This window comes from Kosmotoga arenicorallina S304 (genome assembly GCF_001636545.1).
GTDB lineage: Bacteria > Thermotogota > Thermotogae > Petrotogales > Kosmotogaceae > Kosmotoga_B > Kosmotoga_B arenicorallina.
In genome coordinates this window covers 113,914-131,045 of the sequence record NZ_JFHK01000004.1, presented here as the reverse complement: position 1 = coordinate 131,045, position 17,132 = coordinate 113,914, and the positions used below count along the sequence as shown (strand labels likewise).

General features: G+C 41.5%; 14 protein-coding genes and 1 riboswitch. Of the genes, 9 read left to right on the top strand and 5 right to left on the bottom strand.

From position 1 onward, the window contains the following. The first annotated feature begins 3 nt into the window (after positions 1–3). From AT15_RS03140 to AT15_RS03100, 9 genes are read left to right on the top strand one after another with little or no spacing between them, the layout of a single operon-like run. A complete protein-coding gene (locus AT15_RS03140) occupies positions 4–1,335 on the top strand; it encodes a sigma-54-dependent transcriptional regulator (RefSeq protein WP_068346275.1) in 1,332 nt (443 codons plus the stop codon). Next, on the top strand, positions 1,332–3,905 hold the full coding sequence (locus AT15_RS03135; protein WP_068346273.1) for a CBS domain-containing protein: 2,574 nt from the start codon (positions 1,332–1,334) through the stop codon (positions 3,903–3,905). The genes AT15_RS03140 and AT15_RS03135 overlap by 4 nt, the downstream gene beginning before the upstream one ends. Before the next feature lies 1 nt (position 3,906). Continuing rightward, positions 3,907–5,043, top strand: a complete 1,137-nt coding sequence (locus AT15_RS03130; RefSeq protein ID WP_068346271.1) for a hypothetical protein — start codon at positions 3,907–3,909, stop codon at positions 5,041–5,043. A 12-nt stretch (positions 5,044–5,055) separates the two neighbouring features. Beyond that, positions 5,056–5,658, top strand: coding sequence for an NUDIX domain-containing protein (locus tag AT15_RS03125; protein WP_068346269.1), 603 nt, complete (start codon positions 5,056–5,058; stop codon positions 5,656–5,658). After that, positions 5,601–6,458 carry a 4-(cytidine 5'-diphospho)-2-C-methyl-D-erythritol kinase gene (ispE, locus tag AT15_RS03120; protein WP_068346267.1) on the top strand — a complete coding sequence of 286 codons (858 nt, stop codon included), beginning with the start codon at positions 5,601–5,603 and terminating at the stop codon, positions 6,456–6,458. Before AT15_RS03125 ends, ispE begins: the two co-directional genes overlap by 58 nt. After that, positions 6,448–8,109: an Rqc2 family fibronectin-binding protein gene (locus tag AT15_RS03115; RefSeq protein ID WP_068346265.1), complete on the top strand. Its 1,662-nt coding sequence runs from the start codon at positions 6,448–6,450 to the stop codon at positions 8,107–8,109. Before ispE ends, AT15_RS03115 begins: the two co-directional genes overlap by 11 nt. Next, positions 8,096–9,016, top strand: coding sequence for a hypothetical protein (locus tag AT15_RS03110; protein ID WP_068346264.1), 921 nt, complete (start codon positions 8,096–8,098; stop codon positions 9,014–9,016). Before AT15_RS03115 ends, AT15_RS03110 begins: the two co-directional genes overlap by 14 nt. A 13-nt stretch (positions 9,017–9,029) precedes the next feature. Further along, positions 9,030–9,881 carry a rhomboid family intramembrane serine protease gene (locus tag AT15_RS03105; RefSeq protein WP_068346262.1) on the top strand — a complete coding sequence of 284 codons (852 nt, stop codon included), beginning with the start codon at positions 9,030–9,032 and terminating at the stop codon, positions 9,879–9,881. Positions 9,882–9,893: 12 nt separating this feature from the next. After that, on the top strand, positions 9,894–11,189 hold the full coding sequence (locus tag AT15_RS03100; protein ID WP_068346260.1) for a hypothetical protein: 1,296 nt from the start codon (positions 9,894–9,896) through the stop codon (positions 11,187–11,189). Here AT15_RS03100 and AT15_RS03095 read toward each other — a convergent pair. The 5 genes from AT15_RS03095 to mutL all read right to left on the bottom strand — a co-directional run bounded on the left by AT15_RS03095 (position 11,186) and on the right by mutL (position 17,132). Next, entirely contained in the window at positions 11,186–12,364 is a 1,179-nt protein-coding gene (locus AT15_RS03095; RefSeq protein WP_068346258.1) for a type III PLP-dependent enzyme, read from the bottom strand. The two genes, AT15_RS03100 and AT15_RS03095, sit on opposite strands and share 4 nt — an antisense overlap. 109 nt (positions 12,365–12,473) lie before the next feature. Next, positions 12,474–13,250: an ABC transporter ATP-binding protein gene (locus AT15_RS03090; protein ID WP_068346256.1), complete on the bottom strand. Its 777-nt coding sequence runs from the start codon at positions 13,248–13,250 to the stop codon at positions 12,474–12,476. Continuing rightward, positions 13,243–14,247 (bottom strand): FecCD family ABC transporter permease, encoded by a 1,005-nt coding sequence (locus AT15_RS03085; RefSeq protein ID WP_068346254.1) that lies wholly within the window; start codon positions 14,245–14,247, stop codon positions 13,243–13,245. Before AT15_RS03085 ends, AT15_RS03090 begins: the two co-directional genes overlap by 8 nt. Positions 14,248–14,251: 4 nt before the next feature. After that, the gene (locus tag AT15_RS03080) at positions 14,252–15,139 is read right to left on the bottom strand and encodes an ABC transporter substrate-binding protein (RefSeq protein ID WP_084251419.1); all 888 of its coding nucleotides are present in this window, start codon (positions 15,137–15,139) and stop codon (positions 14,252–14,254) included. Positions 15,140–15,191: 52 nt separating this feature from the next. Continuing rightward, positions 15,192–15,355, bottom strand: a riboswitch (cobalamin riboswitch). Position 15,356: 1 nt separating this feature from the next. Beyond that, on the bottom strand, positions 15,357–17,132 hold the full coding sequence (mutL, locus tag AT15_RS03075) for a DNA mismatch repair endonuclease MutL (protein ID WP_068346252.1): 1,776 nt from the start codon (positions 17,130–17,132) through the stop codon (positions 15,357–15,359).

Here is a 17,132-nt window from a genome sequence, read left to right as displayed (position 1 = left end):
AGCGTGAAAAATAAAATCCTCGTTATCGATGATGATCATATGTTTAACGAAATGCTTTGCGAGGCATTAAAAGATGAAGGATATATGCCTGTGGGAGTACTGAGCTTAAAGGAAGCAAGAAAAAAGCTGTACGATGAGTATTTTCACTGTGTCTTGCTTGATTTGAGACTCCCCGATGGCAACGGAATGGAGCTCGTTGAAATGGCCAGCACTATTTCAACTGTTATAGTCATGTCAGCCCATGGGGATATCAGGAGTGCCGTTAATGCGGTAAAAAAGGGCGCCTTTAATTTTCTCGAAAAACCCTTTGAACTCAACCATGCTTTAATCGAAATTAAGCGGGCGATTAACTATCGAAAACTGGAATTGGAAAACGAAGAGCTCTCGAAATTAACGGGTGGCGAAAGGAAACTGAATTTGGTGGGGAACAGTACAGAAATGGTAAAAATAAAAAAGACAATCGATACCATTGCAAACAAAAGCGTTTCTGTGTTAATCGAAGGGGAAAGCGGTACCGGGAAAGAAGTTGTCGCGAACCTGATCCATCGACTGAGTGGAAGGAAGAAATTCGTTGCGCTGAATTGCTCTGCGATACCTGAAAACCTTTTCGAATCGGAACTCTTTGGCCACGAAAAAGGTGCCTTTACCGGTGCCGATACCCTCAAAAAGGGAATGGTGGAAGATGCAGACGGGGGAACGCTTTTTCTCGATGAAATCTCTGAAATGCCTTTAAGCCTCCAACCGAAGTTGCTCCGATTTCTCGAAAGCGGTAGTTTCAAAAGGCTGGGAAGCATCATGGCGAAGAGAGTGAATGTTAGGTTGATTTGCGCGACAAACCGAAATCTCCTTGATGAGGTGGAAAAAGGAAGATTCAGAGCCGATTTGTATTATCGACTGAATGTGGTTAAAATCGCGATTCCTCCCCTGAGAAATCGAATTGAAGATATCGCCCCGCTGGTAAACTATTTTATCCCTCTCTTGAAAAGGGAAATTGGGATTGCAGAAGATATAAAAGTTTCAGAAGATTTCATAGAAGCGCTCATGAACTATAAATGGCCAGGTAATGTCAGAGAGCTAAGAAACGTGTTGCTATCTATAATAGCGATTTACGGCGATCACGGAGTTCTTGAAACCTGGATGCTTCCAGAAGATATGCAAAAACCAGAGATGGAGAAAAAACTTCCTCTGGGGGAGATGCCTCTTGAAGAGCTTGAAAAAGACTATACCGAAAGGCTTCTAAGAAAGTATAATGGCAATAAGACCAAGGTGGCTCGTGTTCTGGGAATAAGCAAAAGCACCCTTTACACAAAATTGAAGAGGTGGAAATTGGATTGAAGATTATCACTACGCGCCCAAAACCGGATTTTGACGATTTAGCTGCTTGCTTTGCGGCAAAAAGGCTTTATCCAGATCATGAAATAGTGATAGAAGGAAAGCCAGAGTCAAAGGTTGAGAAATTCATAGAAGAAATCGCTCCTCACCTTTTTTTCTACCATAGATTTGAAGACCTGGAACTGGAATCGGTTTCTTCACTGGTTGTAGTTGGTAGTATTGCAGATAATCAGTTGCCAGTTCCTTTGGCTCCTTTTTTGGAGCGCTGTAAAAAGACGTTATTTGACCATCTGGGGACGGCAGTAGCCGATAGGTGGGACAAAGTTGTCTCGGGAAATTACGGCACGTCAATAACTTTACTATGTAGCATCTTGCGTGAAAAGCGACTTGAAGTAACCCCCGAAGAAGCCACTTTTTTTACAGTGGCATTGTACCGCAAAACTCTCAATTTTTCCCTATCTACAACAACACCTGATGATTTGACTATTGGAGCGTGGCTGCTTTCTCTTGGGGCTTCCCTTGAAAAGGTGGTTCATTACCAGAAATTCAGCCTAACACGCGAGCAGCGCAGGCACTTTCAGAAATTTATTGATAACACCCGGGTTTTAACGATAAAGGGTGTTGAAGTTGCCATTACTGAAGCGAAATTCAAGACCATGCCGAGGGGCATATTTGAACTGATAGAAAAGCTCTGGTTCACTCTCGGGGCAGACAATCTCATAGTTTTCATGCGAGTGGGAAAAGGCGTTTTCGCCGTTGGTCGAGCAAAATATAGCGAAATTGATTTTTCGGAGATCTTCTCTGGTTCGAAGCTCAGCGTGTATCCGAATTTTTCCCTCGCTTTTTATGCAAACACTGATCTTGAAAGTGTCAAGGAGAAGGTCTTCAAGTCGTTGAGAGAAAACATCCTCAGTTTTGTTCAGGTTCGGGAAGTCATGTCTTCACCGGTACGTACAGTGGTTTCTGAAATGCCAGTAAAAGAAGCCGCGAAAATAATGGAAAACACCGGTCATAGTAGCCTTCCGGTAATAGGAAACGGTAGGCTGGTAGGTATTGTTACCCTTGACAATGTTAGAAAGGCCATCAAGCATGGCTTGAAAAATTCTCCAGTAAAGGAAATAATGCAAAGGGAAGTTTTAACAGTAAAGGCTACTGCTCCTGTAAGCGAAGCTGCAAGGAAGATGGTAGAAAACGGTTCGGGAAGTGTTTTGGTGCTTGATAAGGGTATTCTTGCGGGTATCATTACCAAATCTGATCTGATGCGTGGCGTGCTTACAAAAAAGTCCCGGGAACTGGAAAACCTCAAGCTGGAAACTTCCAGAATAGTCTCGCTTATTGAAACTAACCTTGAACCAGATCTGGTTACCATGCTACGTTTTCTTGGAATAGTCGGAAATCAAATTGGCATGGCAACTTATGTAGTCGGTGGATTTGTCAGGGATCTCCTTTTGGGGAGAAAAAATTACGATATAGACATTGTTGTCGAAGGAGATGCCAGGTATTTCGCCCAAACCTTTGGACGGTACTTTGAGGTTACCTGTGTGGAGCACAAGGAATTTCTTACCACGTCAATTTTCTTTAAAAATGGATTGAGAATAGATGTGGCAACAGCCCGAACTGAATACTATGAGGAACCCGCTGTTTTGCCGAACGTTGAAATGAGTACCATAAAAAAAGACCTTTATAGAAGAGATTTTTCTATAAATGCAATGGCAATAAAATTGAATCAAGAGGAATTTGGCCTTTTGTTGGATTTCTTTGGCTGTAAGCGTGATCTGGAAAAAGGAGTAATAAGAACGCTTTACCCCTTGAGTTTTGTGGAAGACCCTACAAGGATATTAAGGGCTATCCGATTCGAGCAGCGCTTTAACTTCAGAATTGAAGAACACACTCTGGAATTACTTAAAAAGTATGTGGCTCAAAATTATCTGGAAAGGGTTACAGGGCAAAGACTCAGGGACGAACTCGAAAAAATAATTGAAGAACCAGAACCGATAAAGGCTATCAAAAGGATGGATGAACTCGGCGTTCTAAATCATTTGTTTCCTCATAGCTTGGTAGATGCCGAAACGCTGTCCATGCTCAAAAGATATTTCAACAGGAAAAGATCTTCTAGCCCCAAGCCAGTCTATATACTCGCTATGATATTGTTAAGGGAATCATCGCCGGAAAAATTGGACAGTATTGTAAAAAGATACGGCTTCCCAAAGAAATTCCCTGACTGGATAAGAAAAGCGATGAGCATTTCTCGGGAGTTGAAAAAAATTATCGTAAAAGGCGAACAACTCAGCTACAGAATTTTCTTTGAAACCGTCAGGAAACCTGAGCCTGAGATTTTGTGGTTTATCGATGCTTTTCTCGATGAAGAAAATTCAAAGAAATTCCAAAACTATCTACAAAAGCTTGAAAAGGAAAAACCGAAAATAACGGGGTCCATCTTGATTGATAAATTTGGCCTGAAAGAGGGTAAAGAAATAAAGAAAATACTTGACAAACTTCAGCTGGCTAAGCTTGAAGGCTTGCCTGATGATGAAGAGGAAAGTTTTGTCAGAAGGCTCCTGGGGAGGGATTAGTGTGAAAAAAGGGTTGTTTTTCGTTGTTTCAGCGCTGATAATACTGGTGTTTTTTGGAGGCTGTCCAGCAAGCAACAGGCCGTATTTGAGCATGATAGTGCAGAAATTGAACAGGGAACCCGGGGAAGTAATTGAAATTGCTGTAAATGCTGTGAATTTCGTTCCGGATGGTTCTGAAATATACTCATGGCAGGCTGAATACTGGGACGGGGACAGTTGGGAACCCCTTGCAGGGCATTTGTTTCCGCAGGGCTCTGGACAAAGGGCTTACCTATATTTCCCCGAAATAGAATACGAAAAACTATGGATAAGTGTGAAGACAACTGCTTTTATCGACGGGGAGCTGAAGGAAATCAGCGGGTCAAGGACTCTCTATTTCGATGACAAACCTGATGTCGCGGTAGAAGTATTTGAAATTGCCGGGTCCTTTCCAGAACCAGATAGCTGGTTTGAAAATTGGGGAGCGTATAAAGACGAAAGAACGCCTTTTTATTTCAGGTATGTTGATGGGTTTTCACCGGCAGTAGTGTTTGGCTTCGATCCTTTTGAAGGCAGGATAAAGGCAGTGGAAGTGGCACCCAATGCAACACCTTCAGAGTCTTGCGTATATATTCACGGCAGTGAAGAGATACTAAAGAGCGGTTATTCAACGTCCGATTTAGACGACTTCTTTAATGAAATCAATATTGGTGAAGAAAAATGGAGAAGGCGTATAAAAATAACAGCGGATTTGAGCTCAGTAGGATTGGATGATCTACCTGATAAATGGTTTGTAGACCTTTATCCTGATGCTTCTGATACTGGTTATGATCCCGATAATGAATCGCTGTTTCTCATAAGGGGAGTCAAAACCAGCGGAACTTTTGTTGCTGATAAACTTCTTGATATTTCTGATCTGGTTTTGTCATCAGCGAAGACAGAAAATTTAAACCTTAAAAGCGTTATTACAGTTCATTTTGAACTCGATGAAGCCTCATTGGGCATAGGCCCTTTGCTGGATAAGGAACATTACTTTGGAATCATGCTTGTAGCTTATGTGGAAGCTCCAGCTTCATCTGAGTTTACCAGCGAAGTTGTCATTGAAATTCCTGCAATTGTCGGGGCTGAGATGGTATTTTCCCCGGACGTGGATTTTTAAGGAGGTGCCCCCTTGAAGGAAGAAGTTCTTGTTGTTGCTGCGGATTATTTGAAAGATCTGCTTTGCTTTTCCGGGGTGCGTAATGTTCCCCTTGATACTATCAGAGAGTGCGTAAGAAGACATGCGTCATTTATGCCTCGCCAGTACGCTGAAAACGATGAAAGATACAGACAGATGATTCCCTATATTGTCCTTAAAAACAGGGAAAGATTTATTCTCCTCAAGCGCACTGAAAAGCAGGGCGAAAAAAGGCTTCATAATAAATTTACGCTCGGGATTGGCGGACATGTGAATTCTGAGGATGGAGATCTGCATGATGCCTGGAAAACATTCGAAAAAGGATTATGGCGCGAATTCAATGAAGAAGTGAAAGCAGAGCCGAAATCCCTGACTTACCTTGGAGTGATAAATGACCTTTCAAGCCCTGTTTCAAGGGTGCATCTGGGAATTTTATATCTTGCAGAAGTGAATTTTAAGGGCCTAAGAGAAATGGATATGTTTGAAATATTTGAAATTTCACTTGAAGACTTGCTTGCTTATAGGGATAAAATGGAAGGGTGGTCAAAATTAACGACAGATTTTCTCATAAAGTTCTCAAGGCTTTTGCAAAGGTAAATCTACATCTGCAAGTTTGTGGCTTGAGAGGGAATTTCCACGAGATTATAACGCTCTTCCAGACAGTATCCCTCTATGATGAGCTGCTGATTGAACGCTCTAATTCCCGTGGAGTAAAGTTCATTTCGGAACCCGAACTCCCATGGGACTTCAACAATTCCCTTTATCGAGCATGCTTTTATCTGGAGAAGGAAATTCACGAGAGCCTTTCACTGAAATTGGCTTTGAAGAAGCATATTCCCTTTGCCAGTGGTCTTGGAGGCGGAAGCGCAGATGCTGCTACTTTACTTAGCGCCCTCGGTAAAACATTCAACTTACCCTTTAGAGTGATTTATAAAATTGCCTGCAAGGTAGGAAGTGATGTTCCATTTCTTTTGGTTGGTGGCACTGCCATAGGCCTTGGGAGAGGTGAAAAGCTCATCTTTCCCGGCGATCTTCAACCTTATGAACTGGAGCTTTTCTTTCCGCCAGTAGGAATCTCTACCTCGGAAGCTTACTCGCTGATCGACAGGGGAAATCACAATGAAAGTGCTGACCTGAAAAAAGTCTTTGAATTGTACGCAGCCTTGAAGAATTGTGAATATACTAAAGCAGCGTCAATAAGCAAAAACACTTTTGAAAAGGTAATTTGTGAAGCTGAAATATTGAACAGGCTAAAAAGCCTTTCGGGTAATCAAGCGATATTTAACAGGCTTTCAGGTTCCGGAAGCACTATCTTCAGCCTTTACAAACCCGGTTCAGGCAAAGGGAAATACAGATTTGTGAGTTCTGATGAGGTGAAAAGGGCAAATGGCATATAACGGACTCTTGCTTTACAAAGCTCTTGGAGAGCTCGGAAAATTCAGGGGATATTCCTTAAGGCAAATATACCAAAGCGGGAAAAACAATTTCTATTTCAGGTTTCAGGGTGGGACCTTTCAAATTTCTGTCAATCCCCGCTATCCCTTTGCATTTATGAGAAAAGGCAATGACAGAGAGCCATCAACCGATTCTCCATTCCTGAAGATATTGAGGGGAAAGTTGAACGGAGCTATTTTGGCCGGAATAAATCAACCTGCCCTTGATCGGGTATTCGAGCTTCGCTTTCATAAAAGAACTCCCTTTGGTGAGCTGGAAGATTATCGCCTTTTTGTGGAACTGATCGGTCCTGCTTCCAATATTGTTTTAACTGACGGAGAGTTGAAGATCCTATCTCTTCACAAAAAGAGAATTACTGAGAAAAGGACATTGCTTGCAGGTTCCCGTTACACCTTTCCAGAAAAAGAAGGAATAGATATCCTTAACATCAATTGGGAAGAGTTTTTGAAATACCTTGAAAAAAGAAACTTTATATCAAGTGAAATCAAAGTGCTCGGGTTTGACAGAAGAAGCCTTGAAGCTCTATTTTCTTCACTGGCCATTGGAAATAATCAAAGGATTTCACTCGATGAGGCCAAAATGCTCTACGAAGGATTAAAAGCAGTTAGGAAATCCATTGAAAATACACGTGTATATTATATGAATGCCGAGGAAAAACCCTGGATTTCAGCTTTTTACCTTCCCGGAGCAAAGGAAATGGAGCTTTCGACAGCCATTGATGAACTCATTGAAGCCAAAAGAAAAAAGGAGGAATTCAAGGCTGTTAAAAACACGATTCAGAGGCACCTGAATAAAGAAATAAAAAGATTGCAAAAGCTAATTGACAAACTCACGGAAGAAATTTCATCATTGGCTGATTATGAAAAATACCGAAAAATAGGGCAGTTGCTTACGGCGAATTTATACAGGCTGAAAGAGAAGAAAGAATCTATCTGGATTGAAGACTGGGAAAGCGGGGAAAAAATCCAGATAAAACTCGACCCCAGATTGACACCCTCAGAAAACGCGAAAATGTTCTTCAGATATTATAATCGTTCAAAACGAAAGGTTCTGGCCGTAGAGAATAGATTAAAGAAGCTTAAATCTCTTTTTGAGTACTATCTTGATCTTCGAGAGCTCTTTGAAATTGCCAGCAGCAGCGAAGATCTCGAGGCTTTGAAAGGAGAACTGGAAGAAATTGGCATCTTAAAAAAGAAACATGCAAAAAGAAGAAAAATCCATGCTTCTTCAGGACCGAAAAGCTTTACTTTTAGGGGTTTTAGGTATCTGGTTGGCAGAAATAATATTCAAAACGATCAAATAAGAAGAGAAGCAGCAGCGGATGATCTGTGGTTCCATGCTCGCAATATCCCCGGAGCACATGTTATACTGAAAGCAGGCGGAAAACGCCCTGGAGATGAAGAAATTAAATTCGGTGCTTTTCTGGCTGCCACCCACTCAAAGGGGAAGCTTTCAGGAAAAGTTGAGGTAGATTATACCAATGTGAAAAATGTCTGGAAACCGAAAGGGGCGCATCCCGGTATGGTTCTTTACAAAAATTATCAAACTTTGGTTATTGATTCCGGCGAGGGGGATTTTCATGCTGAGAGTTAGTAGCCTGGTTTTTATAATTGGGGCACTATGCAGTTACCTCCCTCTTTTTATGGGAAATTCAACGCTTTCAACGGTTTTCTTTGCCACAGGGGTTACCATTAGCCTTTTTATCTGGTATATCCTTGCAATAAATCGCGACGCGCATTATAAGGAACTCCAAAAAAAAGGAATCCTTGACAGCGAAGAACTAAAACATGCCAGGTTATTTTTAAGAAGGAGAGCAATTCCTTATGTGATTGCATATAGCTTTTCTTTTACCGCACTTCAGTTATCAAGCATGGGGGCTATGAAAATACTTGTAGAAAATGCCTATACCCTTTCGGAAGTTACTGATACCGCTAAATTGATAGAAGTGCTTGGGAAGGAATATGCTATTTATTCAGCTGTCTTTCTGGTCTCACTCATCTCGACTGCTTTTCTTTTTTATAAGCTGATAGATATCATCTATAACGACGAAGTAAAAATGCAGCTTATGGTTTCGCGAAAAAGGCGTATCCCGGCTTTGATCCCGGGCACAATATCCGTCTGGTTGGTTGTGCTTTTTACTATAATTTCTTATGGAGTGTTTAGCTGGTATTTCAGATACAAACTCCTTATGGTGCAGGTGCTTTACGGCAGATTCAGAGAAAAGCTCGATGAGCTTGAAGATGATGCTAAAAAGAAAAAGGAAGACCTTGGAAAGCAGCAATTGTTAAATGCAGAAAACACCGAGAAGCTAAAAGAGAGATACATTAGCTTGCTCGAAAACACCCCCGAAGGTAACAGAAGAAAAGAGATAATAGCAGCCCTTTTCAGGGATTTAGGCGGGCTCAGCACTAAGGATGCGAGTATTGTTTTAAAAGACTTGCTTGAGAAAGCATTGCTATCTGAAACTGAATATAAGAAGCTTTTCAAATTGCTATTTTAGGAAAGGTGATTTTATGAGAAGAGTGCCACCTGTCACATTAACCCTGATTTCTATAAATATTGCAGTATATTTTTTCAGTTTCATATTCTCCATGTCAAGGCCTCAAATAGGGGATGTATATACTTTGCTACTGTACTATGGTGGAGTGAGCAGGAGCGCTCTTTCCAGCGGCCTTGTTTATACCCCTGTCACCGCACTCTTTTTACACGGCAATATGTGGCATATCCTTTTCAATATGTATGCTCTTTATCAACTCGGATTTATTGTTGAAGGACTTTTTGGAAGAAGCAAGTTCATTGTTCTTTACTTTTTAAGCGGGATTGTCGGCAATCTCACTGCCATAGCTTTCACTCCATACATTACTATCGGGTCAAGCAGCGCGATTTTCGGGCTTGTAGGGGTGCTTTTTATTCTTGGATTCAAGAAAGATACCCCTGTGATGCTCAGGTCTGTTACGGGATTTTCTCTGCTGCCGATAATTCTACTCAACCTTTTTTTCGGCCTTGCAATTCCCAATATCAGCAATGCTGCGCATATTGGAGGATTGCTTGCAGGTATGCTATTGGGATGGTTTATTCCTCCCCAGTATGCCGTTATTAAAAGGCGCCCTTTTATAAAGGTGAAAGAAAAATCCCCCGGTGAAATTGCACAGGAAATCCTGATTAAATACATGCCCATTCTCAATGCACTTAAAAAAGGTGGCGATGAAGACGAACTCAGCGAAAGGACCATTCAAGTTGCGCAACTCAGGAAAGAGCTCAGCGAACTGAGGGATTACGAGCTCGCTCAGAAGGTTCTTTGGAAACTATATGAAAGGGACTTAATTACGCAGGAGGAATTTGAAAAACTGCGCAAGTTTCTCTGAGGGGGAGTGAATATGAGAATTTCTTTGTTCATGTTGTTTTTGCTGATGACCATTTCGGCTTTTTCGGTAGATTATTCAGCTTATTCGCCTTTTCCAGAATCGGGAACGATAATCACTCCTTTCAACGATGTCATTAAACTCAGCTGGCGGGTGGACAATCTCTATGATAAAACTCTTATATATTATCTTTATCTCTCTGACGGCGAAAAGGAAACTTCTTATGGTCCGCTTCAAGAAAGCAACTTTTCGATTTCTGTGATACCGGGAAAGACTTATTTCTGGAGAGTAAAAACGAAAGTATATGATAAAGAGTACTGGAGCGATGAATGGAATTTTCGAATTCCAAAAACCCATGCAGTCCTTTTTGGTGATGCAGGCTGGGATTATCCAGTTGATGCGAAATTATTCGGAAACAAGCTGTTAGTGCTGAGCAAAAAAATAAGCATGGATGGCTCGTTACATTGTTCAACAGAACTCATAGAGTTATCAGAAAGATATGAGGTCCTTTCACGGAGCATTTTAGGTTCTTTTGTACCGACATCTTTTTTTGATAATGGAATACTTGGATATGAAGAAAGCGCACAGGGCGTTTTTCCCATAATTCGCTATAATGACGGCTCCACAGACACTGTTTTTCCCGAGGCATTATCTTCTATACAGGTGCTAAAATCCTTTGAAGATATAATCATATGTGTAGGAAGGGAAAAAGTTAAAACAGTTGCCTGGATAAAGGTAGAAGAAAAAGTTTCAAAAATTGAGCTCTCTTCTCTTTCAATAAATGACGCTGCGGTTCTTGGAAAGGGCATTGTTTTTGTGGGGGCTACCTATAAAGACAATCTCAGCTTTCCCGTAGTTGTTTTGAAAGATGGGAAGGTTCTTGTATGGGAACATCAAGGGTGGCTGTTAAAAGTAATTCCCGGTGAAGAGGAACGGTTATTCTATGTTCTTGGAATTGTTCCGACACCTACCGGGGATAATGATGTGGTCTTAAGAAAATACACTGTTGATGGGGTTGTGCTATGGAGCAAAACGATTGATGATTTCCGGGACGATATAGTTGGAGATCTACTTTTGTCGGACAGCCGAATCAACATTCTGGAGGCTGTTTACGATGATGAAGGGTATAATCAGCGCATATTTATGTACAGCCTTGAAGGTGAACCCATGGGAATTATTGAATACCAAAGTGCAAATAGTGAAAAACCCCAGAAGCTGTTGAAAATCGCTTCGGGGTTTTTATCGACAGGCTACTCGTATAAAGACAATTACAGGACCCAGGTTATCGTCAGATTCTTTTCGGAACCTTAAAGATCTTGCTCGAGTCCTTTGTCATCGTTTAGATATTCTGATTCGGTTAGCACAAAGTCTTCCACAAAGTATATATTCGGTGCTTTTATGCCGTTGAAATTCGTAGCATATTCAGTGGTGTACGCGCCGGCGTTTATGAAATAAAGTATGTCTCCGTAACCGATAGTTTTTGGCAACATCACTTTGTCGTATATCGTATCTACGGAATCGCAGGAAGGACCAGCGAGCGTGAAAACTTCTTTCTTGTCATCCTGCTTTCCTTCAACTATTATCTCATACTGGAAATTTTCTATTGTTTCCATCAGTCCGTGAAAAACGCCTGCATCCGCATAGACCCATTGCTCATTTCCTTTGCGACTCCTGAGTATTACCTGGGAGACAAATATCCCGGCATTCCCCACCATAGATCTTCCGGGCTCGATGAAAATTTCAAGGTTGTGTACAAAAGAGAGTTCCTTTTCTATCGTTTTGTTAATGACATCACCTATTTCCTTTACCGAAGGAATGTCCTTTATATGCTTTACGGGCATACCACCGCCTAAATTTATCATTCGGATATTAATTCCTTCAGCTCTGAGCTTCTTGAATATTTCGGAGGCTTCTTTAATGGCCTTTTCCCAGTTAGTCACATTGTAATTCTGTGAACCCACATGAAAGCTCACCCCATAAGCGTCCAGCCCGAGGTTATCTGCATATCGAAGAATCGAAATTACATGCTCCACATCTGTTCCAAACTTCTTTGAAAGAGGCCAATCGCTGTCGCTGCCAGTGGTCATTATCCTTCCATATACTTTGCTGCCCGGAGCATGGGCTGCAATTTTCTCAATCTCCATTTCAGAATCAGCAGCGAAGTATTCGACACCAACCGCATAGGCGTATTTTATGTCTTCGATCTTTTTGATAGGATTACCAAAACTCAACCTATCCGCAGTAACCCCAAGGGAGAGAAGCTTGTCAATTTCACCACGGGATGCAACATCGAAACTGCTCCCCAAAGCGTTTAACAAAGATATTATGCGTGGGTGGGAATTTGCCTTGACCGCATAAAACACCCGTACGTTATTGATGTGATTCAAGATGTCGTAATAGTTATCCTTCACATACGAAAGGTCCATCAAAAGAAAGGGTGTTTCAAGGTTTTTCGCTAAAGTTCTGACCACCGGCGTAACCTGCATAAGCAGCCCTCCTTAAAAAAGTCGAGCAATTCTAACATTTATAAAATTAAGAAGTTGGAAATGGAGGCTTTCATTTGCTGTTCAATTAGATTAATTATGTATTACGTGGTCAATAGAATACAACTAGCGGTTTCTTTGTGATTGGATTTTCTATAATCGAAGATCTGGCTTCATATACTTCTTCAATCAAAGACACGCTTAGAATATCTTCTACCCTGCCGTGAGCAATTACACGACCAGCCTTCAAAAAGGCAAGGCGATCAGAAATATTTATCGCCTGATTTATGTCATGAGCGATGTTAATTGCGGTAATTTCCTCCTGCTTTATCATATTTTTCACCAGCTCCATAAGTTTCTGAGAATGTCCCGGGTCAAGGTGGGAAGTAAACTCGTCAAGAAGCATTAACTTCCCTTTTTGAGCGATTGCTTTTGCGATAACAACACGTTGACGTTCTCCACCGCTCAATGTTCTGAAAAGTCTTTCTTTGAAGTCAAGTATATCTGCTTTTTCCATGGATTCACTAACTATTTTGTAGTCTTCCTTCACAAACCCTTTAAAAGCCTTCACGTAGGGATTTCGACCAAAAAGTACTATTGTTTCGCATTTTAGGTCAAAAGCCGGTGAAAATTCTTGAGGAATATAGGAAACAAGTTTTGCCAGCTCTTTTACAGAATATCTGGATATTTCCTTTCCATAGAGCTTTATGCTACCTTTGTAATCGTGTAATATACCGCTGATAACCTTCAACAAAGTGGTTTTTCCGCTGCCATTGGGTCCGAGGACACTCAGAATTTCTCCTTCGCGCAGCGAAAGGTTAACCCCTTTTAGCGCAACATTCTCACCATAGCTGTACTTCAAGTTGCTTATATTCAACGCTTCAGCCATTCGCTATCCCGGCTTTCCTCTTCAGAAGATAGATAAAAAAGGGTGCTCCCACCAGAGCGGTAACAGCGCCTATGGGAAGTTCAGTAGGCTGGAATAGTGTTCGCGATATTGTATCGCAGGCGGTTAAAAAAACACCTCCTATAAGAAGTGTAGAAAACAAATTCAATTTGCTATCTGTCCCAAAAAGCAGTCTCGTAATATGCGGGATTATAAGGCCAACGAAACCAATCAAGCCAGCTGTTGATACTGAAAGCGCTGAGACAAAGGCTACATTGAAGAAGATCACAGTTTTAACTCTTTCAGGATGAACTCCAACGGTAACTGCATGCTCTTCACCAGCTGCGAGGATAAGCATCTTACGCCTGAAAAATATGTAAATTGTACTCTCAATGAAAAGAGCAACGAGCATTTTATAAAAATCATTCCAGCTAACTCCTGACATTGACCCAAGGGACCAGAAATGAAGGCTTATTATGTTCCTCCATGCAAAAACGACGAGAAAAGTCACAGCGGCGTTGAATAAAAAAGAGATTATTACACCGCTTAATATGAGCGAGGTTACTGAAACCTTTCCCCCTTTTCGAGAAATGAAATAAGCCGTGAATGCGGAGATCAGGGCAAAAATAAATGCCAGCAGATCCATATTTATGCTCAGCCCAAGAGTCTCCCTCATCATCAAAGATAATACAGCACCAAAGGAAGCGCCTGCTGAAATACCAACTATATAAGGATCTGCAAGGGGGTTTTTCAATGTGAGCTGAAGGCTATCACCAGCAATCGACAATACTGCGCCTATAAGAAAGGCTACCAGTACTCTTGGCAATCTCAACTGGCTGTATAAAACTGAACGTGCGCCTGTTGCATTGCCTGATAATATATCGAAGATTTCTCGCATATTGAAGTTAACCGTTCCGAACAAAGAAAAGAAGAGCAACAGAAAAAACGCTCCAAAAAGGACGGCTGTAAAAATCAATATCTTGTTGAACTTGATGCGCATTTCTTTATTCTCCATAGAATATAGAATACAGGTTTTCAATTATCTTTATAAAATCGGGGTTTGCATAGGCGAATAAATTGCCATCAACGGCATACACCCTGCCGTCTTTGATGGCAGGAAGTTCCTTGAAAGGGGCATATTCCATGATTTTGTTTACAACTTCAACGTCTCCACCGTCGTAATAAAAGGGCACAAGGATAATCTCTGGTTGGGTATCAAGCACAAATTCAGGGCTCACGGGGAACCAACCATTGTTGCCAGTATAAGGTGCTGCCACATTGACACCACCAGCATATGTGATAGCTTGATTCAGGAAAGAGCCCGTTCCACAAGTCCAGATCTCTTTCACGTCGCCTGTTATCATTGCATAGAAAACCCTTGGCTTCTTATCCAGGGGTATGCTAAATGTTTTTTTCGCGATTTCAAGGATTTTCTTTCTAAATTCATTAGCAAGTTCGCTTCCTCTTTTTTCTTCGCTAAAAATTGCGGCAATTAAAGAAATATCACGGAACACTTCTTCGAAGGTATTGGGGTTTATCACCACCGCTTTTATATTGAATTGTTCGAGTTTTGGGATTTCAGATTCCTGGAAACCGCCGGTAAGAAAGACTATATCGGGGTTTAAAGAAATGATTTTTTCAATGTTCAGGGGGATTAGATTGCCGATCTTTTCAACCTCATGAGATAAAGCGAAGCTATCCCAATCTGTTACCCCAACGATTTTATTCTCCAGGCCAAGATAGGTAAAAAAACCAGTAACCCCTGGAGCAGCGATTATTACCCTTTCAGGAGGATTATCAATTTCGATGTATCTTCCCAGATCGTCTATTACGCTTATCGCATATAAAGCGACACCCATCAGCAAAAAAAGCATAAAAATCAATTTCCTCATGATCACACCTCCAAAAAACGAAATTCCACCATTCCTCTAACCCGGAGGAATGGTGCTATCTAAACATCAGGCAGGTCTCCTGACTCGTGGATCGTCCTACTCTCCGCGCCTTCCCGGTAGAACCAGTGGCTTTATACGGATTTCGTCCCCACACACAGTGGCGGGACCGTACCGGATTTTCACCGGTTTCCCTTAACCTGATGCTGTGATCGGGTAATCACCTTCTGGAAAAATAGTTATCCAGATCGCTGAGCGAAATTAACATCGATATGGGCCTTCCATGGGGACAGGCAATGAGTTTTTTCTCTTTGAGTTCATCAACTAATCTTCTTGCTTCTTCTATGGATAGCCTGTCTCCTGTTTTTAGAGCCGCCCTGCAGGCTATTGATGCCAGAAGGTTATCAAATAGCTTTTCGGGTTCTTCCAGCTTTTCCAGCCTGAGTTCATCGAGTATATCCATAAAGACCTTTTTTGCCTCACTCTGTGGCACAGAAGCGGGGATAGTCTCAAGAATTATTGTATCATTCTTTGACTTCCAGTGAAAGCCCAATTGTGTCATTTTTTCCTTGTTACGGTCAAGGAGCTTGTATCTGAGGTCATCAAGTTTCAACTCCAATGGGCTGAGGAGCTGCTGTGCTTCAATTCTCCTGAAATCTTTTAGCTTCTCAAACAATAACCGCTCATGGGCTGCATGCTGATCGATGATTAAAAGCCCTTTGTCGGACTCTACGAGAATGTACCTTTCGCCAAAAACGCCAATAAAATTCAAATTTCCCGTTTTTTCGAAACTCTCCCCAAAGGTTCGAAAATGTTGCCTTTGTATTTCCATTGGTAAAGAATTGCCTTGATTGACCTTTTTTAAATCTGCTCGATAATCAATCAGTGGTCTGTAATTGAAACTCTTTTCTGTTGTGCCTTGGCGTTCAATTGGTTTTGTGCTTGAGGTCTCACCAGCGTGAAATGCCTCGGGTGAAATTGGCTTGATCTTGATTTTGTAAGTGCCTTGCTCGTGTATAGCTTTTCGGACAGTTCTTTTAACAATTTCAAGCACCCTTGATGTTTCTGAAAACTTTACTTCAAGTTTCTGGGGGTGGATATTCACATCAACTGAACCGGGTTCAATGTTGATAAAAACCACCGCAAAGGGAAACCTCCCCTTTTCAAGAGTCTCGCCATAGCCTCTTTCAAGAGCATAATTTAGTTCAAATTGTTTTACATAGCGATTGTTTACGAAAATCATTTCCCCGAAACGGTTCAAACGAGTCTTTTCTGGCATAGTTATGAACCCTTTGACAGCTATACCGGAATTCTCGTCAAAGTGAGAAATCTCTATCAAATCTTCAGTGGAAATTTCCGGGAAGATCAGTTTGATTCTTTCCTTCAACGATAGAGTGCCCGGAACATCATATGTTGTCTTTCCATCCCTGATATATGAAAAAGTAATGTTAGGATTGGAAAGAATGAACCGCTGTATGATCTCAGTAACCATTCGACCTTCTACTGCTGCTGATTTGAGGAATTTTCTTCTTGCGGGCGTATTGAAAAGAAGGTCAAATACCTCCACAGTTGTTCCGCCATTGCCGTAATAAGGTTCTTCAGAGGTAATAAGACCCCCTGAAATTTTTAGTTTTGCCCCTGATTCATCATTATGCAACTTTGAGGCAATGACCATTCTCGATACACTGGCAATCGTCGATAAGGCTTCACCTCTAAAACCATAAGTGGTAAGCCTGTGAAGATCTTCGACGGTGTCGATTTTACTGGTTGTATGGGGTTTGATGGCTTCTTTTAAGTCTAAAACAGACATGCCATCGCCATCGTCGGAAACTCTTATAAATTCTTTTCCGCCAGCTTCTATCTCTACCTCTATCTTTTTTGCATGAGCATCAATCGCATTTTCGACAAGCTCCTTGACCACTGAAAAACAACCGGTAACGACTTCACCAGCGGCAATCTTCAACACAACGTCCTTTGGGAGTTCTTTCACTTTCAT